Here is a 24,165-nt window from a genome sequence, read left to right as displayed (position 1 = left end):
AATTATTATGCTGTTAAAATATTTTGTCTTACTATTATAATGTAGTGCAAATCAGATTATACCTTCGTATCCATACTTAAAAATACAATAAATTTTACAGCCAGCGAACAGTTAACAGTTAACTGTTAACTGTTAACCGAATTTATTTAATCTAATTCATTCTGGCTTTCAAGGCATCTCGCGCTTGTTCTCGATCGTCAAAATGAACTTTTTCGGTACCCAAAATTTGATAATCTTCGTGTCCCTTTCCTGCAATCAGCACGCCATCTCCCGGTTTAGCGTCCATAATAGCAGTGCGAATTGCAGCGGATCGATCGCACATCACGATCGGCTTTACTGCGGCGGGAATTCCTGCTAAAACATCCTCCAAAATGCGATCGGGATTTTCAGTGCGCGGATTGTCGGAAGTAACAACAGCTAAATCGGCTAATTCTGCAACGATTTTACCCATTATCGGCCGTTTAGTGCGATCGCGATCGCCACCGCAGCCAAACACGCAAATCATCTGACCCGGAATAAACGGCCGCGATGCTTTCAGCAAGTTCTCCAAACTGTCGGGAGTGTGCGCGTAATCGACAATTACGCTAATATCTTGGTCGGGACTAATTTGCACTCGTTCCATCCGTCCCGGAACTCCCGAAAACTGAGATAATTTCTCCACAATTGCGGACAAATCTAAACCTAATTCTAAAACAGCACCGACAGCAGCCAGCATATTTGATAAATTGAACTGACCGACTAAAGGCAAAGAAAAAGCAGTTTCGCCCTTGGGAGTGTGCAGCATTCCCTTAACTCCATTGGGCTGATACTGCAAATCAAAAGCATACAAGTCTGCCGTTTGGTTAACAGTGCTGTAACTCCAAACCTTGTCAGATTTGAGGGTTTCAACTATCCGCTGCCCGTAGGGGTCGTCAATATTAATTACAGCGCGATTTGTGAGGTAATCCGAACCAAATAAAAGCGATTTTGCCTCAAAATAATCTTCCATATCCCGGTGATAATCGAGATGGTCTTGAGTCAAATTTGTAAAGACAGCAACTTCAAAACTACACCCCAAAACTCGCTGTTGCGCTAAAGCGTGGGAACTGACTTCCATCACCCCGTGTTTGCATCCGGCGACTACGGCTTCTGCTAATTGCTTTTGTAGGTCAACTGCAAAAGGTGTGGTGTAAAGTGCAGTTTGTTGGAATCCCGGCCAGCGAGTATAAAGCGTACCAAAAATTGCCGTCGGCAACTGCATTTGATTGAGCAGAAATTCGATTAAATGAGTGGTTGTAGTTTTGCCGTTAGTCCCGGTAACGCCGACAAGTTTTAATTTGCTAGCTGGATTGCCGTAAAAAGTAGTGGCTATTTGACCGCAAACTTGAGCCATATCGGCTGCTGCGATGACGCAACTACCCCCGTCTTCGGGGGGTGTTTTCTCGGCTGCTTGGGTGGAAATTATGGCGGCAACTGCACCAGATTCGATCGCACTTTGCCAAAAATCTCCGCCATCTACCCGAGTTCCCGGCATTCCCAAAAACAAATCACCCGCCTGACAAGCGTGGGAATTAGTGGATAAACCCTTGACTTCGGCATCGAGGGCGGGATGTTGCGCGTCAAAGGAAATGCTGGGAACTGCTGCTAATAATTCTCTCAATTTCATCTGAAAAACTCCTCGCTTGAATGTCTTGAATATGACTGGCGGAACACATTGTTTGAGCCATTCTCTACAGGTTTTTGCTGTGTGCGGTGCAAACCCTAGGTTTTTTTTATGCGCGGTGTAAAACCTATCGGCCTAGATTAAGCTGCACACCGAGTACCCCGCAGTCAGGATTAAAACCTGAGTTTTTGGGTAAATCGTATTATTGTGACAGATCAATTTGCAAATATTTCTGTAACATTTGCTCCAATTGGGCGACACTACAGCGGGGAGAAGGACGGGGTAACAGTTCTTCAGCGGAGAATGCAGCCTCGCCAACAGAATTTTTGGGCTGGGGCTGCACTTTAAACAAAACTGGAACTTCGTACTGATAAGCTTGAAACCAATCATCGCGTTCGGTAATATCTCTGACTTCGAGTTGAAAGTTCAGGCTTTCAATCTGTTCGAGTTTTTCTTGCAACCCTTCACACAAGTGGCATCCGGGTTTGCTGTACAAAATCAATCGCATCATAACAGTAAGATTAAACTCGATCTTAAATTCTCAAACCTGCGATCATCGCCAGTGGGCGAACTCAACGCGAGTAAGACGCAACTCACCGCTTTATTGCTCGCACTGCGCGATCGAAGTTATCTTAGCATTGGCAGCCAACAGATTACCGCGCTTGACTATCTCTTTCTTGTCTCCCTCTGTGCCCTCTGCGCCTCTGCGGTGAAAAAATAAATCTAGTTCACCAATGAAAGAGTTAAATTTATTCACATAACCTAATTGTAAAGTCAACCTTGACTAATAAATCAATCGTTAGTATAGTATATAAATAGCCCTACATAAAGGAGGCAGTATGGACTGCACCGAATACGCAGAAGCCAAGCGAAAAGCAGCTAAAAAAATTAGCGCCGACATTCGAGAACGCTGGAACAATCGCATCGTGACGCGAGGATTGCACTTGATGGGAGAAGCGGGGGCAGTGCAGTATTTGGCTGATTACGGGCGGGGAATTGGTACGGCAAAAGTTATTGGTTTTGCGCTGTGTGCGGAGTCGGAAGGATACCCGGAAATGGCGATCGGTTTTTGGAAAAGAGCGTTTGAATTGGAAACTGGAGAAAAGCCGATCGCCCTAAATCCTCCAAACAATTCTACCGCCGATTTCGCTGCTGCTAAACAATCAACTTCCGCCCCAAAAATAGAAACTGCCAACAATCCCATTGTTGCCGAATTGCCACCGCACTTGCAGCCGGGAAGGATTGTGACAATGCAGCCCGTTGACGCGCCGAGCGATCGTTCTTATTACATCGAAAATCCCGATTATTGGGGACAGCCAAAGCGCGACGGCAATCGAGTAGTTGTCATTGCGACGCCAGATAAAGTATACTACCAATCGCGATCTACTAACCTGCGGCAACAGGCATCGATTGAGATCGATCGCACATTAATCGACACAGCCGCTAAAATTGGCACCTTTGTTTTAGACGGCGAACTGTATTACAAAAGCTGTACGGGCAGTGAACACCGCACCGGCGCGCAAGCTGCTACAGTTAATATTGAAAGCGGTTTTCCGACTACTCAGCCCAGCGCAATTTATGCCATTTTTAAAAGTTTGTTTTTCAAAGGCAATGATTTAACTACCGTGGCAGAATCCGAACGAATTGCAGCGGGAGTTGAAGTTGGCGAAATGCTGACGAATTTATCCCCAGCCTTTGAAGTTCTACCGACATTTCGCACCACCGCCGAAAAGCTAGTCCTAGCAAATCAGCAGGAATCTGAAAATAAAGAAGGCGAAGTTTGGGTGTTGCACAACTGCCATTATGTCGGCGGCAAAGATGTTAAGAAATATCCGATAGTGAGGACTAAATACTGTCAAGAACACGATTTGTTTATTGTGGGTTTGACGGCGACAAAAGTGGCGGGGCGACCCTTTAGCGCCGTCAAAGTCGCGCAAGAAATTGATGGCAAATTAGTCCCAGTAGGAACCGTGGGAACCGGGTTTAGCGGGGAGGAAATGCAGGAAATTGCCCGACTCTACGAGGCTAACCCCAAAAGTGTCAAAATTAAAGTGCGATCGCAGGGTTTGACCGAAAGTGGCAAATTATGGCACGCCAGATTTTTGGAATTTAGTTGAATCTGTAGGGAAACGGCAGTCTTGTTTCCTACCAGAATAGACGAGTTTCAACAAATAGTATCATCTAAAATTAGCGGAGTAAAAATCAATGGTTATCAGCAAAAACAATTTCTACATCTCCCCAGAAGATTACCTAGAAGGGGAACGAGTAAGCCCGATCAAACATGAGTACAGACGCGGACAGGTTTATGCAATGACGGGGGCCAAAAAACCACACATTATTATTGCTAGCAACTTAGTAAGGCGGCTGGGAAATCATCTTGATGGTACTGACTGCATCGTTCTAACATCAGATATAAAAGTCCGATTGGAAGAGGCAAATTGCTATTACTACCCCGATATAGCAGTTACTTGCGACGAAAGAGAGATAAATTCAACCGAGGATTTCATTCTTCATCCGTCTTTGATTATTGAAGTATTGTCGCCGTCAACGGCAACTTTTGACAGAGGTAATAAATTTGCAGATTACCAAACTGCATCGAGTTTGCAGGAATACGTGCTCATCACTCAATCCGAAATCAAAATTGAATGTTTTCGACTCAATGCTGAGGGAAATTGGGTTTCTCAGACTTACCGACAAGGAGATGAGTTAGAGTTAATGAGTATAGATTTTCGCTGCCCGATCGCACAAGTTTATCAAAAAGTACCCGGCATGGTATTGTGATGTATGAAACAAGATTTTTAGTAGTAATCTCCTCTCGTCTGTACCTTGGCAAAAACCTTTAACCAATTTGGTAGTAAAGACTTTAGTTTTTCTGCCGAAGCTAAAGGAGGGCTGAAGTCCTCACTACGAACCGATGAGGACTAAAGTCCTCACTAGGAACCCAAAAGATAATTTACAAATAAAAAACAATGATTAAAATCTTACACCTTTCAGACATTCACATGGGCAGCGGCTTTTCCCACGGCCGCATTAATCCAGAAACCGGTTTAAATACGCGGCTGGAAGACTTCGCGGCGACGCTGAGTAAATGTATGGATAGAGCAATTTCTGAACCCGTAGATTTAGTCATATTCGGCGGCGATGCTTTCCCGGATTCAACGCCTCCACCGTTTGTAAAAGAGGCTTTTGCTTGCCAATTCAGCCGCTTAGTTGATGCCCAAATTCCGACGGTTTTGTTAGTAGGAAATCATGACCAACATTCTCAGGGACAAGGCGGCGCGAGTTTGGGAATTTACCGGACTTTGGGGATACCTAAGTTTATTGTAGGCGATCGCCTGGACACTCACCTGATTCAAACCCGCAGCGGCCCCGTACAGGTGGTAACATTGCCTTGGTTGACTCGATCGACCTTAATGACACGATCCGAGACTGAAAGCCTGTCTATGGGCGATGTTAACCAATTATTAACCGAAAAACTGACGATCGCAATGGAAGGCGAAATTCGCCGCCTCAACCCCGACATACCAACCGTACTTTTAGCGCACTTAATGGCAGATAAAGCCAGTCTGGGCGCCGAACGTTTTTTAGCAGTTGGCAAAGGTTTTAACATTCCCGTTTCGATGCTAACTCGCCCTTGTTTTGATTATGTTGCTCTCGGTCACGTTCACAAACACCAAAATCTCAACGCTTCCAACAATCCGCCCGTAATTTATCCCGGAAGTATCGAACGAGTTGATTTTAGCGAAGAGAAAGAAGATAAAGGTTTTGTGTTAGTTAATTTGGAACGGGGGAAAGCAGAGTGGGAATTTTGCACTTTGCCAGTGCGGGTGTTTCAGACTATTAAAGTGAATGTTTCGGAATCGGAAAACCCGCAAGCCGAGTTAGTTAAAGCTATTGGCAAGAAGGAAATCCAAGATGCGGTTGTGAGATTAATTTACCAATTGCGATCTGAACAATTAGATTTAATCGACAACGGAGAATTGCACACACTTCTGGGCGAAGCGCACAGCTATACAATTCAACCGGAATTAGTCAGTCAGTTAGCAAGGCCGCGGTTGCCAGAATTGAACGCTAATAATAGTATAGATCCGTTAGATGCTTTAAAAACTTATTTGGCAAGTCGCGAAGATTTGAAAGATGTGGCGGAGAGTATGTTGGAGGCGGCGCAGGGTTTGTTGGGAGGGAAAGAGGAGGTTGTGGTAGAATTTTAGGTATGGGAATGATTTGACCGCAGAGAACGCTTCAGAGCACAGAGGAAGAGAAGAGAGAGATGAATAATTCCAATACTAACGGATTTGATATAACTAGAGGGAAAAATGAGAATCAATAAAATTTTTGTCACTAAACTTTTTGGAGTGTTCAACCATCCGGTTTCGCTCAATATGGAAGATAGAATCACGATTATTCATAGTCCGAATGGATTTGGTAAAACAGCATTACTTAGGCTGATTAATGGATTCTTTAATTCACGTTACTCAGAAATTCGGACTATTCCATTTGAAGAATTTAGAATAGACTTTGATGATGGCAGTTATCTGCAAATAACTAAATCTATTGATACCAGTGAAGATAAAAAAGATAAAGATTTGACATTTTATTTTTCTAAGCCTGGTGCAGAAGCAGAGATATTTTTACCTAATCTATTAATAGATTCATTGGCAGAAACAAATGTTTCTTTGGATATCACAGAGGAGAGACTACAGTCATCAGGTGGTATAGAAACACAAACTAAAAATTCGGAATCAATCGCCTTTCAAAATCTTGCCAAGGCCTTGACTGACTTGACTAAACATTTAATCTCAAGAAAAGTTAATAAAGAACCAAAGTGGCTATCAGAACTAAAAAGCTCGATTGATATTCGTTTTATAGAAACTCAGCGCTTGTTAACTCCCTCAAATATTCCTGAAGCAGCGGTAGACACAAAACATCCATTAATGATTCCCTCAGTTAATATATATTCTCAGGAACTCGTAGAAGAGATTCAAGCCAAACTAGCTGAATACGGTGCATTGTCTCAGTCTCTTGAAAGAACGTTTCCTGCGAGAATTTTCAACAACAAAGCACCCTCGGATATAACAGAGGAAACACTTCGCAACAAATTAAATGAAATTGAGGAAAAGCGTTCTCGTCTCAGAGAAACTGGTCTTTTAGATAAAGACGAGAATTCTGATTTCCAAGTAGAACAAAATATTGATGGAGTCACAAAAAACATTCTGTCAGTTTATGTTGAAGATGTAGAACAAAAACTCATGGTTTTCAAGGAACTTGCTACTAAAATAGAACTTTTCAAAGGAATTATTAAACAGCGATTTCTCTATAAAAACATGAGCATCAGTAAAGAGAAAGGTTTTACCTTTACAACGGCGGATGGTAAGCCTTTGTCGCCGACAGACTTATCTTTTGGAGAACAGCATGAACTGGTAATGCTTTACCAGTTGTTATTCAAAGTTCAAGCTAACTCGCTTGTTCTCATTGACGAACCCGAACTTTCGCTGCATATAGCATGGCAAGTCGAGTTTCTCAAAGATTTGCAAGCAATTATTAAGCTGGCAAACTTTGATGTTTTATTAGCAACTCATTCTCCAGATATTATTGACGATAGCTGGAATTTGACAGTGGAATTAAAAGGGCCAATTGAATGACCCAAAACCTTAAACTCGATCCACAAAACCTTAAGCCCGATCGCATTGCCAACAGAATTCGCCTGCTGAGAACTCAATCTCAATACACTGGATCTTTTTTAATTGTTGAGGGAGATACAGATGCGCGGGTATGGACAAACTTGGTACACTCCACAAAGTGTCGTGTAGAGAATGCCTACAATAAAGATAAAGCTGTGCAAGTGCTAAATATCCTTGAACAAGGTAACTTTGCTGGTGTTTTGGCTGTTGTTGATGCTGATTTTGATATATTAGAAGGAACTGTTCCACTTAGTCCCAACTTGCTGTTTACAGATACTCACGATTTGGAAACTATGCTGCTGAAGTCGCCAGCACTTGAAAAGGTACTTTTGGAACACGGATCGGAAGCAAAAGTTAATAATTTTGCTAAAGATATCCGCCAGACTTTATTGGAAAGTGCCAAGATTATCGGTTATTTACGATGGGCCTCGCTGAAATTTAATTATTGTTTGAAATTTGAAGGTTTAGCTTTTAATAAATTTGTAGATGATAAAACCTTGGCACTAAATGAATCGAAGTTGCTTCAAACTGTGAAAAACAACTCTCAAAAGCCGGGACTTGACGAACCGAAAATTACAGCAAATATGGATAGCTTAAAAACATATACTCAAGATATGTGGCACGTTTGTTGTGGGCACGATATGATTGCTATTTTGTCGATCGCACTTTGTAAAGCATTAGGTTCCTGTAACTCTAAGGAAGTCGAGCCAAATGTGCTAGAAAAATATTTAAGGGTTGCCTATGAGTCTGCTCATTTCCGAGAGACAAAACTTTACACAGCTATTCAGACATGGGAACAAACTAATAAACCTTTCCAGGTTCTATCTAATCTGTAACTCCCGCATTCCCAAAAATCTCCCCTACAACCAACCGAGTTCCATTGGCAAAATCTACCCCCGACTGCACCTTTTTCCCCGCTAACTGCACCTCCCGCAATAATAACAAACCATCGCCAGTTTGGACGATCGCCCCCAAGCCCTTCACAACCTTAACAACTTCCCCATTCGCGCCCGATAACTTGGCCAAAACAGGCCAATCGCGTTCCAAAACCCTCAAATCCGGCGGTAATTGCAGCCAATATTCCGGCCCGACGGGCACAGTAGCTATCACCTTCAGAGAATTGCCGCGAAAAGTCGTCGTGCAATCCGGGAAAAAGCCCCTAACTTGATTGTGAAGGTCGATCGCACTTTTCGACCAATCCAGCACATAATCCGCACTCTTAATCATCGGCGCATAAGTCGCCTCAGCATCATTTTGAACAACAGCTTCAATTTGGTCGTCCCTCAATTTCACCAAAGTTTCTATCAACAAATCCGCCCCAACTTCCGCCAACCTATCCGCCAAAGAATCAGCATTATCCAACAGTGAAATACCAGCAAAAGCCTTCAATAGCATCGCCCCAGTATCCATCCCAGCATCCATCAGCATAGTAGTAATTCCTGTTGTCTTTTCCCCGTCAAAAAGACAGCGCTGAATCGGTGCTGCACCGCGATACTTCGGCAAAATTGAACCGTGAACATTAACGCAAGCCAAACTAGGAATATCCAGAATTTCTTGAGAAAGAATTTGGCCGTAAGCCACCACCACAAACACATCCGCCTCCGCTTCCCGCAACTTAGCAAGCGTTTCAGAATCCTTCTTAATTCGGCGTGGCTGCCAAACCGGGAGACTGTGATTTAAAGCCACATCTTTTACAGGTGAAGGCATCAATTGATTCCCTCTTCCCCGACGTTTGTCCGGCTGAGTCACCACACCCACAACTTCAAATTCTGGGTGACTTAGCAAGCTGGATAAAGTAGGAACAGCAAAATCTGGAGTGCCAAAAAAGACAATTTTCATAGATTCTTCGTTATTAGTAAGTAGTCCTCAGTCATTACTCATTAGTCATCAAGTAGGTAATGGCAAAAAACCCTAGTATATTATAGAGACTATTCAGCGCGTATCAGCTATGATAGAAGCGAGTTTATGAGTATTTTTACCTTCCGGACTCATGTAATGTTTATTTGTCAGCTCAAACAATAGTAGTTTGCTTCTCGATTATACACTTCGAGAATAGTTCCGAGTTGTGCGATCGGCAAAAAAAATCTCGATTGATACTCAGGTGCCGCCAGACTCGATCCCTCAAAAGCAATGAGTTTTATAGACCCAACAACATTTGCATCCATGCTTCCCAAGTTAACTATAACTGTTTTACACTAAGAATTCTCATCTAATCTACCTTGGTCACGGCTAATCTCAATCTTATCATATCTCCTCGAACATGGAAAAACCGTCGAATCCCCTGCTTAAACTCAGCCGCAGCTTATTTGCCGACACCGCCGAACAAGAAAAGTTTATTCATGCCCTCAGCAATCGCCAAGCGTTTAATCCTGCTATCTTGTGGCTGCAACCAAAACCAACAGAAAACCTATTTAATCTCGAAATTTCAGTTGTTTGGTAACCGCAATTTGTAGCTAGACTAGCCTGAGAATCTCAATCGGGAAAACATTCCTTACATCAAGCAGGAACCTACTACTGTCTCGACTTTTCCTCAATCTTCGCCGCCTCCACATTGTTAACAATACCGCAGCCAATCAAACTAATCTTAGATATGTGCGCCGCCCCGGAGGAAAAAGTATATTTCCTGGAAAACATTAAACCCAGAATTCCTGTTGTGCAACGAAGCCATAGGCAAACGCATGGGAATGTTGATCTCTAATTTAAGACGCTGCCAAATTCTACCATCCGCCGCCAACCTCGATTCAAAAATACTTGCCGAAAAGATGCCACAAACGGCTAATTTAGTAATAGTAGATGCTCCTTGTACTGGTCAATCACTTTTAGCAAAAGGAGACAAAGCACCCGGCTGCTTTCATCATGTCACCATCAACAGCAATGCCAACCGCCAAAAAACAATTTTAGCCAATTCTGCTAAAATTGTAGCGTCCCAAGGTTATCTTGCATACATGACCTGCACTTATTCAACCGCAGAAAATGAACAAGTCAGCCAATGGCTGTTAAGCAAATTCCCCGATTTTCACCCAGCCTCTGTTCCTCATTTAGAAAAATATCGATCGCACCTGACAGAAATTCCTTGCTATCGGATGTGGCCGCAAGATAGACTAGGAGCAGGAGCTTTCACCGTTTTGTTTCAAAACACCTCCGATGGAGAAAGAAATCAGCTACCAGCAGATTTTCGAGATTTAGCTCCTTTTACCAACCTCTAACTATCCGCGTCCATCCCCGTTCATCTGCGGTTAAAAAAATCTTCTTCCCTGAATCTAACTAAAAAATGATATTATCCAAATTATCCAAAGCAACTAAAAGACAACTCAAACTAGCGATCTGCATTTTAATTACCTTAAATCTGCTAATATTAAGCGGCTGTCAAAACAGCATCACACCCGCATCAAAAAACGGCGAGCCGATCGAACTCATACTGTGGCACGGTATCAATCCTCCGCCAAATCGCGACGTATTTCAAACCCTCACAGACCAATTCAACAAAACACATCCCAACATCCAGATCAAACCAGTTTACATCGGTCAGCCAGACCAACAACTCCCAAAAATACTAACAGCAATAGTTGGAAATGCACCGCCGGATTTGCTGTGGAATGGCCCCTCAATTGCAGGAAAACTAGCAGAACTCGACGCCATTGTGCCCTTAGAAAACTGGCTCGACAAATCGCCCCGGAAAGCCGAAATCGACCCGGCACTCTTCGAGTCAATGGAACTCGGCGGACATACTTGGTCAGTTCCCCTAGGCACAAACAACGTCGCCATATTTTACCGTCCCAGCTTATTTGCAGCAGCAGGAATCAAAAAAGTGCCGCAGAATTGGGCGCAATTAAAGCAAGTAGCCCGATCGCTCACGCGAGATACCAACGGAGACGGCCGCACAGACCAACACGGCATAGTGCTCCCCCTAGGCAAAGGAGAATGGACAGTATTTACCTGGCTGCCATTCATGTTCAGCGCCGGCGGCGAACTCAAAGGCAAAACACCTCAAAGTCCTGTACCCCAAATAGATAATCCCGGTTCTCACGCCGCCTTAGAATTGTGGAGCGACTTGTTAAAAGAAGGTTCAGCAATATTGTCAGCACCCGAACGCGGTTACGAACTCGACAATTTCATCGCCGGGAAAGTCGCCATGCAAATCACCGGGCCGTGGACGCTAGCACAGTTGCAGCAAAGTGCGATCGACTACGCAGCAATGCCTTTACCGCTCCTCAAACGCCCTGCAGCCGTCGTAGGGGGTGAAAACATATTTTTAATGAAAACCTCGCCAGAACGAGAGCGAGCAGCCCTAGTATTCTTAGAATACGTTATAGGTGAAGAATTCCAAACAGCATGGGCATTGGGAACAGGTTATTTACCCATTAACTTAAAATCGAGACAGAGCCAAGCTTATCAAAGCTTTGTGGAAAAAAACCCTGTTTTGCGAGTATTTTTAGAACAAATGAACTCAGCCAGAGCGCGACCCATTATATCAGGTTACTCCCGCCTGTCAGAAAACCTCGGTCGCGCCATAGAGGCAACCCTTCTCGGCCGCAACCCCCAAGACGCCCTTAAAGAATCTCAAGAGCGTTTGACACTAACCTTAGATATTGCAACAGCCAAAGAGAAATAGACAAGAAAAAATATTTTTTTTCTGTAATATATCCGCTTTCACTGTATTCCATCGAAAGACTTAAAACCTAGATTGATTGGTTAAAAATCTAGTGAAAATCACTACCGCCTGTACTTCTAATCAAAAACCGTGTTTATTGCCTCAAACTTACCTAAAAGCAGAGATTTTACGTCGCTGTTATTGGTATTTTAGGTATTTTAGGTATTATTGAGCATGGTGCAAGATGTTAGGGTGCATTGAGTTACGATCGCCCGACACAAAAAGACACCCACTGTCGCTCGGTAATAAATTTTTAACAAAAACCAAAAATTTACAAACCAATTGCTTAGCCATTAGAGATATATTTACAAAAAAGCGATACTCCCGAAATTCATGGGCAGATTTGATCGAACAAAAAAACCGCTCCCTCAACGGCACTACAAAAAGTTAGCTCAAAAGCTTCTCCCAGTACCTACCACCCATGACCTACCATCACCTAATAGAAACATTTTCTCTACCCTCTGCCTGTCCCGTGCCACCTACTGAGATCCCAACAAGCGTCCACCTTTTCCCTAAACGACCATGCAGACAAAGTTCCTTAATGCAATCAAAGGACATTCCTGGCGGTACTTCCTCGCAGTAGGTGCGATCGCCCTGGTCTACTATGGGGCGTCGCAATTCGCCATTTCCACCCTCACCCTCAGTTCAGAAATTTACCCGATGTGGCCAGCAGCAGGAATTGCCCAAGTCGCCCTGCTGCTGTTTGGGCGGCAACTGTGGCCGGGAATCGCGATCGGAGGCTTCCTGTTCAGCATGAACGTACCATCGGCCAACATCGCCACGGCATTGATATCGGCAGCCGCCAGAAGCCTGCAAGCGTGGACGGGAACTTATCTACTCCAGGGCATTAACTTTAGCGCCGGGCTCGATCGGCTCAAAGACGTTTTAGGAATAGTCGGGCTAGCAGCCTTGGGATCTACCCTGATCAGCTCCACCATCGGCAGCATCCTCGTATGCCTGAGTGGTATATCTAGCTGGAGCGATTTTGGCACGATTTGGGGGACTTGGTGGGTGGGAGACGCAATGGGAATTGTGCTCGTCGCCCCGCTGCTGCTGACGTGGCAACAAATGCCCAAAGTCCCCACCCATCGCAAACAGATAGTTGAACGAGCGATTTGGCTGCTGCTGCTACTAGCAGTCGGATGGCTCGTCTTTTGCTCCCGCACCCGCGCCGCCTACGCCCGCTATCCCCTCGAATACTTACCATTTCCCCTAGTAGTTTGGGCTGCCTTTCGATTCGGTCAGCGCTACACCGCCCTCTCCAACCTCATCCTCTGCGGCTTCGCCATCTGGGGTATCGCCCGAGGCAGCGGCCCCTTCCTCAAACACGCCAGCAGTATCCCCCAAGCACTGTTATCCCTGCAAGCCTTCATCGCCGTCATCGCCGTCACCGGCTTAGTCTTAGCTGCCACCGTCGCCGAACGCCACCAAGCAGAAGTCTCCCTGCGCGCCAGCGAAGCCAGCCTCGCTAACGCCCAACGCATCGCCCAGCTAGGCAACTGGGACTTAGACCGCAACGCCCAGCAATTGCGATGGTCAGAGGAAATTTACCGCATCCTGGGACAGCAACCGGGAAGTTTTGAACCCAGCCTGGAAGCCTTCTTGGAATACGTGCACCCTGAAGACCGAGAATTAGTCAAAACCTCGATCGAAGCAGCTTTATTTCAGCAACAGCCTTACAGCATCGACTACAGGCTCATACTCCCCGACGGTAGCAACCGCACAGTCTACGAACAAGCCGATGTCAACTCCCTCTACATCACCAGCACCGTCCAAGACATCACAGACAGAAAGCAAGCCGAAGCAGCCCTGCGTTCTTCAGAAGAAAGATTTTCCAAGGCCTTTCACGCCTCCCCAGTTGGGATCAGCATCTGCACCCTCACAGACGGATGCTTCCTCGATGCCAATGAAAGCTTTTTGCGCTCATTAGGCTGGCTGCGGCACGAATTTATCGGCCGCACTCCCAGCGACTTAGGAATGTTGGTTTATTCAGAAGACGGGCGGCGGCTGGCCCAGATTTTGCAATCACAAAATTCGATCAGCAACCAAGAAATCAAAATTCGCACCAAAGCCGGCGAAGTGCGCGACTGGCTGCTGTCAGTGGAACTCATCCACCTCGGCAACACTGAGTGCATTTTAATCATGACCACCGACATCACCGAACGCTTGCGTTCCGAAGAATTCCGCCGCGCCGCATTAGCCGCCGAAGCTGCAAATAGATCCAAAAGCATTTTTCTCGCCAACATGAGTCACGAACTCAGAACCCCCCTCAACGCCATCATTGGCTACAGCGAGATCCTGCAAGAAGACGCCCGAGACCTTGGTGCCGAAGAGTTCATCGACGACCTCCAGAGAATTAATACGGCCGGCCAGCACCTACTCGCGCTGATTAAAGATATTCTCGACTTGACCAAAATTGAAGCAGGCCGCACCGACTTGCACGTCGAAACCTTCACCATTTCAACTCTGGTTGAGGAAGTAGTTGCCACGATCAAGCCGACGGCAGACAAAAATAGCAATATTGTAGAAATACAATGCCCCGAAGATATTGGCTCGATGCAGACCGACTTGACTAAACTCCGGCAGTCTCTGCTCAACATCCTCAGCAATGCCGCGAAATTTACTTGCTCCGGCGCGATTACCTTCGCCGTTACCCGATCCGGCGAAACCCCCGCCGACGCTGCAAACAAAGGCAAAAAACTTGGAGCGTATAGAGGAGGTGACCAAGCTGAAAATAGCTTGTCTCTGTTATCTTCCGCTCAAGATTGGATCATTTTTACGGTCAAAGATACCGGCATTGGCATGAGTCCCGAACAGTTAGCCAGAATCTTTGAGCCTTTCACGCAAGCCGATTCTTCAACTACTAAGAAGTACGGCGGCACTGGTTTGGGGCTGACGATTACTAAGAAATTCTGCGAAATGATGGGCGGAGACATTACCGCATTCAGCGAGTTGGATAAAGGTTCTACTTTTACAATTAGGCTGCCAGCTATTTTCACCGACCTTTCAATCTCAACCGAAAAGTCTGACGAATAATATTTTTTTGACATTTATTTTCGATGTCTGCAACTTTTATTTACCTCCGCAATAGGCTGATTGTTTGGCTAGCAGTTAGGAGATTTGATCCATAATTTATCACATTATCAACTCAGTTTTTTCCCGGGGTTTTTCTAAAATAGAGTAATTTTAAATCAATACGGTTCAGTTAAGGCTCAAACCGTGGTAAATTAGGTATGGTGTCCACAAAAGGAGAGCAAGTTAGCGTGCATCTCAAAGAATTCTCATTAGTATCTCCCAAAATCCCAAGTAAGGAGATATTCAAGGCCATAGAGATAGCAATTCCAGCAAGTGCCATCGAACAAGCTATTGCCAAAACAAATGTTGAAGAGAAACGTCATCGTGCCCTGCCAGCACAACTGGTAGTGTGTCTGGTAATCGCCATGAGTCTGTGGTCAAAAGATTCAATGCGGGATGTCTTAAAAAATTTAATTGATGGTCTTAATGAAGCATGGATAAAAATTGGTAAATATTGGCGATTTCCATGTAAATCGGCAATTACTCAAGCCAGACAAAGATTAGGAGCGGGCGTGATGAGACAGTTGTTTCATTCCTTAGTACGACCAATGGCTACAGTTGAAACAGTAGGAGCTTTTATCAACGAACTCAGAGTCGTAGTGATAGACGGAACCTGCTTAGACCTCCCAGATAGTGATGAAAATGCCAGAGTTTTTGGTCGTCCAGGAAGCCGTCCGGGTACGAGAGCGGCGTTCCCCAAAGCTAGATTAGTGATTTTAGTAGAGGCAGGAACACATTTAATATTTGATGCCTTAATGTGTCCATATAAAATAGGAGAAAGAGTAAGAGCGTTAAAATTGTTACGCTCAGTGGCAGAGGGAATGTTATTGATGTGGGATAGAGGTTTACATTCTTACACGATGGTAGAAGCCACATTCAGTAAAGGTTGTGAGTATTTGGGGCGAATTCCATCCAACGTTAAATTCTTAAACGAAACACAACTAGATGATGGTTCATATTTAAGTTGGATTTATCCATCTGGCAAGTTAAGAAAAAAAGGATTTAAGCCAATACAAGTAAGAGTAATTGAGTACACAATTGAGCATCCCGAACGCCCCGAAGTACAAATTAGATATCGTTTAATTACCAGCTTGTTGGACGCGGAAAAATTTCCTGCCCAGTTCCTTGCCTGTGAATATCATCAACGTTGGGAAGTTGAGAATACGATTGATGAACTGAAAGTACATTTATTAGGACGAAAAACTCATATTCGTTCTCAAAAGCCAAAGGAGGTGGTACAAGAAATTTATGGTTTACTACTAGGACATTGGGCGGTAAGGTCATTAATTTTTCAAGCAGCAAGCAGCGCAGGTGTTTCACCATTGCGTCTTTCTTTTACTGGAACACTACGAGTTATTCGTCGCGCTCTCCCAAAATTTCAGCGGTTACAACCACAGGAACTTCCCTTTTTTTGAATTGGTTAACTTTGGAGATTCTCGATCAAGTTCTACCTGAAAGGGCGAGCGAGAAACAACCCCAGAGTCGTGAAAAAACCTGTCTCAAAATTTCGGTCTAAACAAGTTAAACACAGAGGTACTGGAATCATAATGAATCCTCCTGTATTTATTGTTTTAAGCACTGCATAGCCTTAACTGAACCGTATTGATTTTTAAATCAGTCGTAAAATTTTTACCCCACCTCAACCATCTCCTTGGTAAAGGGAGGGAGTAATAAATTCACACATAATTTAGAATTGCTGTAGACGTAGAAGATGAGGGGGGGTTAGATCACCCTAATTAATTTATGAGTAAATACGAAAAGTGCTGAAATCGTTTCCGCTGGCATGGGAATAAGAAATTTTCCTGTCCAGTTCCCGCGTCCGCGATCGTTTTTTGGCTGCCACCTAGTTTTTGAGGCTAAGCTCACTTGATTAATACTCCGAACAGTTTTTCTATAGCCCAATGGCTGATTCTCGCTTGACTTTGATCGACTGTGGATAATTAAATCAATGTCAGATCCACCCTGGGCTTGAATTTAATTCGACTTTTTTAGGCTCCTTCCCCTATAAAGCGTGTATAGCCATCCTAAATCATTTGTGAATTTCTTACTCCCTCCCCTTGATAAGGGGAGGGTTGGGGTCGGGTAAAAAAATTACGACTCCTGCAAGGATTGCTATAGTATCGTTACCAAAACTTTCCTGAGTATTGACTTGATAAGATGATATTATTATTTTTTAGCGTGCTGCCGACATTCAGAGGATTGGTTGGTTGACAACCCTTAAAAGTTCTGAGAATTAATATAATTAGCGCAGTTTGAAAGATTTGGGAGAGGAGACATGATCCCTCGGCTTCTCAATAAAACCTGTGATAGACTTCGATCGCGTACTTGTCCCCTAACGGTATACCTACGTATATATACTATTAATTAAAAAGATATACTGTAGAAAGTTGCCTACAAAGCGCCAGAAAATATGCACCCCCACCTCCAGCGCCAACTCGAACACCTCGGTTTAGTCGGCGAGTCTCCTCCTCCCACTGCTGAGCAGTGGCAGCTTTTATTAGAGCAGGTAAGTTGTAGCTATGACCGAGTTCAGAGTCAGCAAGAACTTCAGCAGGAAGATTGTTTTAACTTGGAGACGGTGGCATTAAAGGATTTAACGGACTCGCCCCAGTCCCCTCAAGACTCTCCAACAGCTTCAGAATTCGATCGACTGCGGGCGAGTGTCAACAGTTTGGGGGCGGGATTGTGTATCCTTGACGCGAAGGGCTGTGTAATCTCGGTGAATCCAGAGGCAGAACGCTTGCTGGGATGGCGACAGTCGGAACTTGCAGGCGTTTCCCTGCTAGAGCGCATCGGGAAGCAAAACAAAGGCAACAAATCCCAAGTTTTGACGGCTCCGAAACAGTCGCCAAGCAAGACTGAAGATGCGACGATCGCACCTACACTAGATTTACAAGAGGCGATCGCTTCCAGTCAACCTTGCAACAACTGGGACGACGAGTTTTTGTGTCGCGACGGCAAGATGTTACCAGTTTCCTATTTTTTCCATCCCGCAGTTGACGGCCGCGAAATATCAGTCTTGGTGTTTTTTGACATTAGAGAACACAAGCAATCGCTCTCGATACTGCAAGCAGTTCTAAAATCTACAGATGCAGGAATTCTGGCGGTTGACAGAAACGGCAATATATGTAATTATAATCAGAAATTTCTAGAAATGTGGGGGTTGTCTGCCAACCAAGGAAAGTTGAGCCGATCGACCTTCGCAACACTCACAAACACGCTCAAAACAGGATTCCCCTTCGACAGGGAACTATTGAAATACCCGCAAAGATTTCTCCCAAACGTGATTAAAGTGTCGGCAGATTCAGATACTCAAATCAGCGAATTATTAGAATTTAAAGACGGAAAAATTCTTGAATTAAATTCGTTGCCATCAAAAGTCGGAGCGAAAACAGTTGGTAGAGTCTGGAGCTTTCGAGACGTTACCGAACTCAAAAAAGTAGAAGAATCTTTGCAGTATCGAATAGAATTCGCTCAGTTGATTTCCCGTTTGTCAACCCATTTCATCAGCCAGCCCTTATCAGAAATAGACAAAGGCATCGATCGAACCCTGGAATCGATCGCCACCTTGAGCGGGTTTGACCGCAGTTACATCTACCTGTTATCATTCGACAAAACCCGCGCCCACAAAACCTACGAGTGGTGCAGCGAAAGCATTCCGGCAGTCAAAAACAGCACCGACAAACCAATAGAGATCGCACAAATCCCTTGGATCGCAGAAAAACTCGATCGCGCCGAATGCCTCTATATTCCAGAAATCGGCGAACTCCCGCCCCCAGCAATCGCCGAAATTGGCTATTTTATAGGTCAAAATCCAGCCGACTTCCAGACAGACTCCCCATCCCCAACAGCCAATCAAACAGCAACCGCCTCAATACCTTCGATTGGTGCTTCCCTAAATAATTTAGAATTTCAAAAACAGCAAAAAAATATCCAATCGCTGATAATTATTCCCCTAATTTGTAGTAAAAAGCTAGTAGGATTTATCGGATTCGATCGCTTACAGCAAACAGCAGGTCGAGCAACCGAAATATCCACAATATCCACACAGCTTAAAATGGTAGGAGAAATGCTCGCCAATGCCCTAGAGCGCAAGCGAGCAGAAGCAGCCTTGAGACAATCCGAAACAAAATACCGCAGCATCTTTGAAAACGCAGTCGAAGGCATATTCCAGACAACGCCGACCGGGCACTACCTCAGCGGCAATAGCGCACTAGCCCGAATTTACGGCTACGAATCCAGTACCCAAATGCTCGCGGAACTCACCGATATCAACCGTCAATTTTACGTTAACCCCCATCGGCGCGCCGAGTTTATGGCCCAATTGGGCGCGCGCCACCAAGTGTCAAAATTTGAATCCCAAATATACCGCCGAGACGGTAGCACGATTTGGATTTCCGAAAACGCGCGCAGCATCTGCGACGAAAACGGCAGCGTTTTGTACTACGAAGGCACAGTCCAAGACATCACCGATCGCAAACAGGCAGAATCCGCCATGCAGTTGGCCCTAGAAGCAGCAGAATCAGCCAACCGGGCAAAAAGCACATTTCTCGCCAACATGAGCCACGAACTGCGAACACCTCTGAATGCCATCATCGGCTACAGCGAAATGCTCCAAGAAGAAGCCGAAGAATTGGGCGATGAAGCTTTCGTCCCCGACCTCGAAAAAATCCGCACCGCCGGCAAACACCTGCTGTCGATGATCGACGACATCCTAGATATCTCTAAAATTGAAGCAGGTCGAATGGATCTCTACTTAGAAACCTTCGACATCCATACCTTAATTGAAAGTGCTGTTGCCACGGCGATCCCGCTGGTCGAGAAAAACGGTAATACCCTAGAAGTGTACTGTCCAGACAACCTCGACACCATGCACGCGGACATGACAAAAGTGCGGCAAGTGCTGCTTAATTTGCTCAGCAACGCTGCCAAGTTCACACAAAACGGGAAAATTGCGATCGGAGTGGAAAGAATTAAAAATGAACAATTAAAAATGAAAAATCAAGATGAATCTTCCCAAATTTTAATTTCCAATTCCGAATTTTTAAGTTTCCGCGTCGCCGACACCGGCATCGGCATGACACAAGAGCAATTGCAGCGAGTTTTTCAACCTTTCACCCAAGCGGATGCCTCGACTACCCGCGAGTACGGTGGCACCGGTTTGGGACTAGCAATCAGCCAGCGCTTCTGTCAGATGATGGGTGGCAGCATTGAGGTCAGCAGCACCTTGGGCGCAGGCACCACTTTCACCGTACTCTTGCCCAGCGCCATCAAACAGCCGGAAATCCCCAACAAAGTCCACGACAGCACTAGCCCTCTGGACGCGCCCGCTGTCGGCACGGTGCTGGTAGTTGACGACGACCCGATCTCGCGGGATTTAATCCAGCGCACCCTCAGTCGCCAAGGACTGCACGTAGAAGTCGCCGGCGGCGGCGAGCAAGCTCTCCGGCTCGCTAAGCAACTACGGCCAGACGCCATTACCCTGGACGTGATCATGCCCGGAATGGACGGCTGGGCGGTACTCTCAGCGCTGAAGGCCGATCCTGACCTTGCCGAAATTCCCGTAATCCTGCTATCCTTTGTGGGCAACAAAAGCCTCGGCTTTGCATTGGGTGCTTCGGACTACCTCACCAAACCAGTGGACGGCAAACGCCTGGCTGCCTTGTTGAACAAGTACCGACGCGACCAAGACGGGGTTGCAAGTAACAATTTGACCTGTCAGATTCTCATTGTGGAAGACGACGTTGCCACGCGCGAACTACTGCGACGCATACTAGAAACACAAGGCTGGGCAGTAACGGAAGCTGACAGCGGACGCGCTGCTCTCGATCGGCTAAAAGTTGCTCGCCCGCACCTGATATTACTGGATTTGATGTTGCCAGAAATGGATGGTTTTGAGTTGATCGGGGAAATTCGCAAATCCCATTCGGGAGATCCTATACCGATTGTTGTGATCACGGGGAAAGACTTGACACCGGCAGAAAGCCAGCAGCTAAACGGCTACGTTGAGCGGGTGCTACAAAAGGGAGTCTACAGTTGCGATACTTTGTTGCGCGATGTTCGCTCTATAGTGAATGACAGGTTCGATCGCAGGTACGACTCGAAAGGCAAGGAGAACACCAATGGCTAAAATCCTGTTGGTCGAAGATAACGAAATGAATAGGGATATGCTTTCCAGGCGTCTGGCCCGCAAGGGACACGAGGTCTTTATTGCTGTTGACGGTGCTGAGGGGGTGTCGATGGCGCTCGCGAAAGTACCGGATTTGATTCTGATGGATATGAGTCTGCCGGTTCTAGACGGGTGGCAAGCAACGCAGCAAATTAAGGCGGCTCCTGAAACTAGCAGGATTCCGGTGATTGCGCTGACGGCTCACGCAATGGCGGGCGATCGTGAAAAGTGTCTGGCTGCAGGCTGCAATGACTATGACACTAAACCGGTCGAGTTTCCCCGACTTTTGGGTAAAATTGAAACTCTTCTGAAAGAGGCCCTGACATGAAAGGTGACGAGGGCAGCGTGCTGGTTGTTGACGACAATGAGGTAAACCGCGATTTGCTGGCCCGCCGACTTCAGCGTCAAGGCCATCTGGTGACTGTTGCTGAAGATGGTCTCCAAGCTCTGGAAATGTTGCGAACAGAGCCTTTTGATTTGGTTCTCTTAGACATTATGATGCCGCAAATGAACGGCTATCAAGTGCTCGAAAGTCTGAAGGCGGATGAAAAGTTGCGCCATATCCCGGTGATTATGATTTCGGCGGTGGACGATATCGACAGTATCGTCCGGTGTATAGAGTTGGGCGCGGAGGATTATCTTTCTAAACCGTTCAATCCGGTATTGCTTAAGGCTCGGATTAGCGCTTGTCTGGAAAAGAAGCGACTGCGGGATAAGGAACAGGCATATTTACATGAGTTGGCGCAGGAAAAGGAAAAGTCTGAGCGTTTGCTGTTAAATATTTTACCGAGGGCGATCGCACAGCGCCTCAAACACGGGGAAATTACGATCGCAGACAGTTTCGCTGAGGTGACAGTGATGTTTGCCGATTTGGTCGGTTTTACTAAGCTTTCGGCTCATTTATCGCCGGCCCAATTGGTGGAGTTGCTCAACGAGATTTTTTCGGCTTTTGACGAGTTGGCCGAGCGCTACGGACTTGAGAAAATTAAGACGATCGGCGATGCTTATATGGTGGTTGGCGGTTTGCCGACGCCCAGCGATGACCACGCCGAGTCGATCGCCGAAATGGCGTTGGAAATTCTAGCAGCAATGACTAAGATACATACCAAGGGAGGTCAGCCGCTCAGCATTCGTATCGGCATCCACACAGGCCCGGTGGAAGCTGGGGTAATCGGTACTAAAAAATTTACTTACGATTTGTGGGGAGATACGGTAAATACAGCTTCCCGGATGGAATCTCAAGGCGTCCCCGGCAGCATTCAGGTGACAGTTGCTACCTACGAGCGCCTGCGGGGTAAGTACGTTTTTGAGGAGCGCGGCGTGATTCCAGTGAAGGGGAAAGGCGATATGATGACTTATCTGCTTGTGGCCCGAAACGCTTAATTAATCATTGGGCATTGGGCATTGGGCATTGGGCATTGGGCATCGGTAACTAATATCAACAGTCAACAGTCAACAGTCAACAAATCATCAAATGAGCGTAAATTCTAACCTTTTAATGTACGCCCAATGGGCGGGAATTCTGACAGTAGCTTTAGCTATTCTAACAGTTATAGCATTTATCTTCAAATGGGGTTTTCGCTTCCGATTGGTAGGAGTGACAAGCTTTATGGGCGTGATTGCTGCGAGTATATTCGGTCTGGGTTTGGGACTGTTTTCCCGCACAGAAATTCCCGGTGCAGTTCGCTATTCTTTAGTTTACGATACAGGCGGCGCTCAAACAGTAGTTACTGTGCCACCTACGATCACCGAATCGGAATTAGAAGCAACGATGCAGCAAGCGGCTGCGGATTTGTACTCTCCAGGGCGCTCTGGACGCGGCAGAGACTACATGACAATCCGGGTTCGTACAGTTGTACATCCTGAACCTGGGCTGTCGCAGCCGCTGTTTTTGGGCGAAGTGAGGCGATCGCTCGCGACTCGTTATGATGACAAAATGGCGATCGAAATCTTCCCCGAAAAAGTTGCTATTCTGAAAAAATATCAAGCTTAAAAGTAGGGTGCAGCAGCATTCTTAGGACTTAGGCATGGGTTCTCAGAAACCGGGTTTTTTACCAAGATTATTCGTTGTAACCCGCCGATTCGGTAAAAAACCCGGTTTCTTTGGTCGTAGTGCGTAAGTGCTGAAAAAATAATTGGGAATCGCTACTACACAAACAAATTCCGCGCAATGCGAGACTAAGAAACTAATCGTTTCCAAGCAAAGCCTGGTAATGCAGAACCGGAGGATATGGCTGCAAATTTAGGGATTATTTAAAAAATGATTGCAACTACCAAACAAAAATTTAATTTTAACGAATTTATTGCCATTTCCCCGGAAGATAGTCTTTAAGAATTGGTGAACGGAGAGATTTTCAAAATAGCAATTACCAGAAATCGTGATGATATTGGTGAATTTACAGACAGACACTTTTATCAAGAGATCGGCTGAAACTCAACTATGTAGTAAAACCAGGCATCACTATCAAAACTACCACAAAAGAAGGTAGAGAGCAAGGACGATTCCCCGATGTCAGCGTCATAGATCGCACTTTGTGGCGTGGTGAACGCAAAGCTTATGCCGCACTGGAATCGCCGATTCAGGTAGCTGTCGAGGTAGTATCAACTAATTGAAAAGATGATTATGTTGACAAGCTAGATGAATATCAACGCTTGGGCATTGCTGAATACTGATTATTGATTATTTAGCAATTGGAAAAAGAGCGTATTTGGGAAACCCGAAACTTCCGACGGTATTTGTTTTTTCGCTAAATACTGAAGGCAAATATCAGCGCACTCTGTTTCAAGGTGACGAACAAATTGTTTCGCCTACTTTTCCAGAATTAGTGTTGACGGCGGATCGGCTATTATTAGCTTAGTGGTATAGTGTGTATAGTCATTTCAAATAAAAAAGAGACACTATTGAGCGCAGTAGGCACAGATGAGTTGATCTAAAGATGTGCCCGGA

General features: G+C 45.5%; 19 protein-coding genes. 15 read left to right on the top strand and 4 right to left on the bottom strand.

Translation table 11 applies throughout. The features are described from left to right. Positions 1-151: 151 nt before the first annotated feature. The 3 genes from QUA90_RS24080 to QUA90_RS24070 form a co-directional block, all read right to left on the bottom strand. Positions 152-1,645, bottom strand: coding sequence for a UDP-N-acetylmuramoyl-L-alanyl-D-glutamate--2,6-diaminopimelate ligase (locus tag QUA90_RS24080; RefSeq protein WP_333448142.1), 1,494 nt, complete (start codon positions 1,643-1,645; stop codon positions 152-154). Between the two features lie 199 nt (positions 1,646-1,844). Further along, entirely contained in the window at positions 1,845-2,150 is a 306-nt protein-coding gene (locus tag QUA90_RS24075) for a glutaredoxin family protein (protein ID WP_333448147.1), read from the bottom strand. Positions 2,151-2,243: 93 nt separating this feature from the next. Then, complete coding sequence (locus tag QUA90_RS24070) at positions 2,244-2,399, bottom strand: hypothetical protein (protein ID WP_333448141.1); 156 nt, start codon at positions 2,397-2,399, stop codon at positions 2,244-2,246. 82 nt (positions 2,400-2,481) lie between these two features. Between QUA90_RS24070 and QUA90_RS24065 the strand changes: the two genes are divergently transcribed. The 5 genes from QUA90_RS24065 (at position 2,482) to QUA90_RS24045 (ending at position 8,159) form a co-directional block, all read left to right on the top strand. Then, on the top strand, positions 2,482-3,759 hold the full coding sequence (locus QUA90_RS24065; protein ID WP_333448140.1) for an ATP-dependent DNA ligase: 1,278 nt from the start codon (positions 2,482-2,484) through the stop codon (positions 3,757-3,759). A gap of 88 nt (positions 3,760-3,847) precedes the next feature. Next, positions 3,848-4,423, top strand: coding sequence for a Uma2 family endonuclease (locus QUA90_RS24060; RefSeq protein ID WP_333448139.1), 576 nt, complete (start codon positions 3,848-3,850; stop codon positions 4,421-4,423). Positions 4,424-4,611: 188 nt separating this feature from the next. Then, the gene (gene sbcD / locus QUA90_RS24055; RefSeq protein WP_333448138.1) at positions 4,612-5,853 is read left to right on the top strand and encodes an exonuclease subunit SbcD; all 1,242 of its coding nucleotides are present in this window, start codon (positions 4,612-4,614) and stop codon (positions 5,851-5,853) included. A 105-nt stretch (positions 5,854-5,958) separates the two neighbouring features. After that, a complete protein-coding gene (locus QUA90_RS24050) occupies positions 5,959-7,284 on the top strand; it encodes an AAA family ATPase (protein ID WP_333448137.1) in 1,326 nt (441 codons plus the stop codon). Further along, positions 7,281-8,159, top strand: a complete 879-nt coding sequence (locus QUA90_RS24045) for a DUF4435 domain-containing protein (protein ID WP_333448136.1) — start codon at positions 7,281-7,283, stop codon at positions 8,157-8,159. The genes QUA90_RS24050 and QUA90_RS24045 overlap by 4 nt, the downstream gene beginning before the upstream one ends. Here QUA90_RS24045 and fmt read toward each other — a convergent pair. Beyond that, the gene (gene fmt / locus QUA90_RS24040; RefSeq protein ID WP_333448135.1) at positions 8,149-9,162 is read right to left on the bottom strand and encodes a methionyl-tRNA formyltransferase; all 1,014 of its coding nucleotides are present in this window, start codon (positions 9,160-9,162) and stop codon (positions 8,149-8,151) included. The genes QUA90_RS24045 and fmt overlap by 11 nt on opposite strands. Positions 9,163-9,583: 421 nt before the next feature. On the opposite strand from fmt, the gene QUA90_RS24035 reads away from it, so the two are divergent. The 10 genes from QUA90_RS24035 (at position 9,584) to QUA90_RS23990 (ending at position 24,076) form a co-directional block, all read left to right on the top strand. Next, entirely contained in the window at positions 9,584-9,763 is a 180-nt protein-coding gene (locus QUA90_RS24035) for a hypothetical protein (RefSeq protein WP_333448134.1), read from the top strand. A 211-nt stretch (positions 9,764-9,974) separates the two neighbouring features. Beyond that, positions 9,975-10,529 (top strand): hypothetical protein, encoded by a 555-nt coding sequence (locus QUA90_RS24030; protein ID WP_333448133.1) that lies wholly within the window; start codon positions 9,975-9,977, stop codon positions 10,527-10,529. Between the two features lie 65 nt (positions 10,530-10,594). Then, positions 10,595-11,935, top strand: a complete 1,341-nt coding sequence (locus tag QUA90_RS24025) for an ABC transporter substrate-binding protein (protein ID WP_333448132.1) — start codon at positions 10,595-10,597, stop codon at positions 11,933-11,935. Positions 11,936-12,496: 561 nt separating this feature from the next. After that, positions 12,497-15,010 (top strand): MASE1 domain-containing protein, encoded by a 2,514-nt coding sequence (locus QUA90_RS24020; RefSeq protein WP_333448131.1) that lies wholly within the window; start codon positions 12,497-12,499, stop codon positions 15,008-15,010. Positions 15,011-15,207: 197 nt separating this feature from the next. Then, positions 15,208-16,464, top strand: a complete 1,257-nt coding sequence (locus tag QUA90_RS24015) for an IS4 family transposase (protein ID WP_333448130.1) — start codon at positions 15,208-15,210, stop codon at positions 16,462-16,464. A 995-nt stretch (positions 16,465-17,459) separates the two neighbouring features. After that, positions 17,460-21,179: a response regulator gene (locus tag QUA90_RS24010; protein WP_333448129.1), complete on the top strand. Its 3,720-nt coding sequence runs from the start codon at positions 17,460-17,462 to the stop codon at positions 21,177-21,179. Further along, entirely contained in the window at positions 21,172-21,546 is a 375-nt protein-coding gene (locus QUA90_RS24005) for a response regulator (protein WP_015177895.1), read from the top strand. The genes QUA90_RS24010 and QUA90_RS24005 overlap by 8 nt, the downstream gene beginning before the upstream one ends. After that, a complete protein-coding gene (locus QUA90_RS24000) occupies positions 21,543-22,601 on the top strand; it encodes an adenylate/guanylate cyclase domain-containing protein (RefSeq protein ID WP_333448128.1) in 1,059 nt (352 codons plus the stop codon). Before QUA90_RS24005 ends, QUA90_RS24000 begins: the two co-directional genes overlap by 4 nt. Before the next feature lie 91 nt (positions 22,602-22,692). Next, on the top strand, positions 22,693-23,211 hold the full coding sequence (locus tag QUA90_RS23995) for a Ycf51 family protein (protein ID WP_333082593.1): 519 nt from the start codon (positions 22,693-22,695) through the stop codon (positions 23,209-23,211). Positions 23,212-23,926: 715 nt separating this feature from the next. Beyond that, positions 23,927-24,076, top strand: a complete 150-nt coding sequence (locus QUA90_RS23990) for a Uma2 family endonuclease (RefSeq protein WP_333448127.1) — start codon at positions 23,927-23,929, stop codon at positions 24,074-24,076. Positions 24,077-24,165: the final 89 nt, after the last annotated feature.

Origin of the sequence: Microcoleus sp. D3_18_C4 (assembly GCF_036702355.1) — a bacterium.
Taxonomy (GTDB): Bacteria; Cyanobacteriota; Cyanobacteriia; order Cyanobacteriales; family Microcoleaceae; genus Microcoleus.
Note: the sequence above shows the minus strand (reverse complement) of the source record. Positions and strands in the feature narration are given on the sequence as shown.

What these genes read in the sequence shown, in the direction of transcription:
- QUA90_RS24025 (WP_333448132.1), top strand. Translation starts at nt 10,595, where the DNA reads ATGATATTATCCAAATTATCCAAAGCAACTAAAAGACAACTCAAACTA.
- QUA90_RS23995 (WP_333082593.1), top strand. Translation starts at nt 22,693, where the DNA reads ATGAGCGTAAATTCTAACCTTTTAATGTACGCCCAATGGGCGGGAATT.
- QUA90_RS24065 (WP_333448140.1), top strand. Translation starts at nt 2,482, where the DNA reads ATGGACTGCACCGAATACGCAGAAGCCAAGCGAAAAGCAGCTAAAAAA.
- QUA90_RS24010 (WP_333448129.1), top strand. Translation starts at nt 17,460, where the DNA reads ATGCACCCCCACCTCCAGCGCCAACTCGAACACCTCGGTTTAGTCGGC.
- QUA90_RS24060 (WP_333448139.1), top strand. Translation starts at nt 3,848, where the DNA reads ATGGTTATCAGCAAAAACAATTTCTACATCTCCCCAGAAGATTACCTA.
- QUA90_RS24000 (WP_333448128.1), top strand. Translation starts at nt 21,543, where the DNA reads ATGAAAGGTGACGAGGGCAGCGTGCTGGTTGTTGACGACAATGAGGTA.
- QUA90_RS24005 (WP_015177895.1), top strand. Translation starts at nt 21,172, where the DNA reads ATGGCTAAAATCCTGTTGGTCGAAGATAACGAAATGAATAGGGATATG.
- QUA90_RS24050 (WP_333448137.1), top strand. Translation starts at nt 5,959, where the DNA reads ATGAGAATCAATAAAATTTTTGTCACTAAACTTTTTGGAGTGTTCAAC.
- QUA90_RS24015 (WP_333448130.1), top strand. Translation starts at nt 15,208, where the DNA reads ATGGTGTCCACAAAAGGAGAGCAAGTTAGCGTGCATCTCAAAGAATTC.
- fmt (WP_333448135.1), bottom strand. Translation starts at nt 9,162, where the DNA reads ATGAAAATTGTCTTTTTTGGCACTCCAGATTTTGCTGTTCCTACTTTA.
- QUA90_RS24075 (WP_333448147.1), bottom strand. Translation starts at nt 2,150, where the DNA reads ATGCGATTGATTTTGTACAGCAAACCCGGATGCCACTTGTGTGAAGGG.
- QUA90_RS24020 (WP_333448131.1), top strand. Translation starts at nt 12,497, where the DNA reads ATGCAGACAAAGTTCCTTAATGCAATCAAAGGACATTCCTGGCGGTAC.
- QUA90_RS24080 (WP_333448142.1), bottom strand. Translation starts at nt 1,645, where the DNA reads ATGAAATTGAGAGAATTATTAGCAGCAGTTCCCAGCATTTCCTTTGAC.
- sbcD (WP_333448138.1), top strand. Translation starts at nt 4,612, where the DNA reads ATGATTAAAATCTTACACCTTTCAGACATTCACATGGGCAGCGGCTTT.
- QUA90_RS24035 (WP_333448134.1), top strand. Translation starts at nt 9,584, where the DNA reads ATGGAAAAACCGTCGAATCCCCTGCTTAAACTCAGCCGCAGCTTATTT.
- QUA90_RS24045 (WP_333448136.1), top strand. Translation starts at nt 7,281, where the DNA reads ATGACCCAAAACCTTAAACTCGATCCACAAAACCTTAAGCCCGATCGC.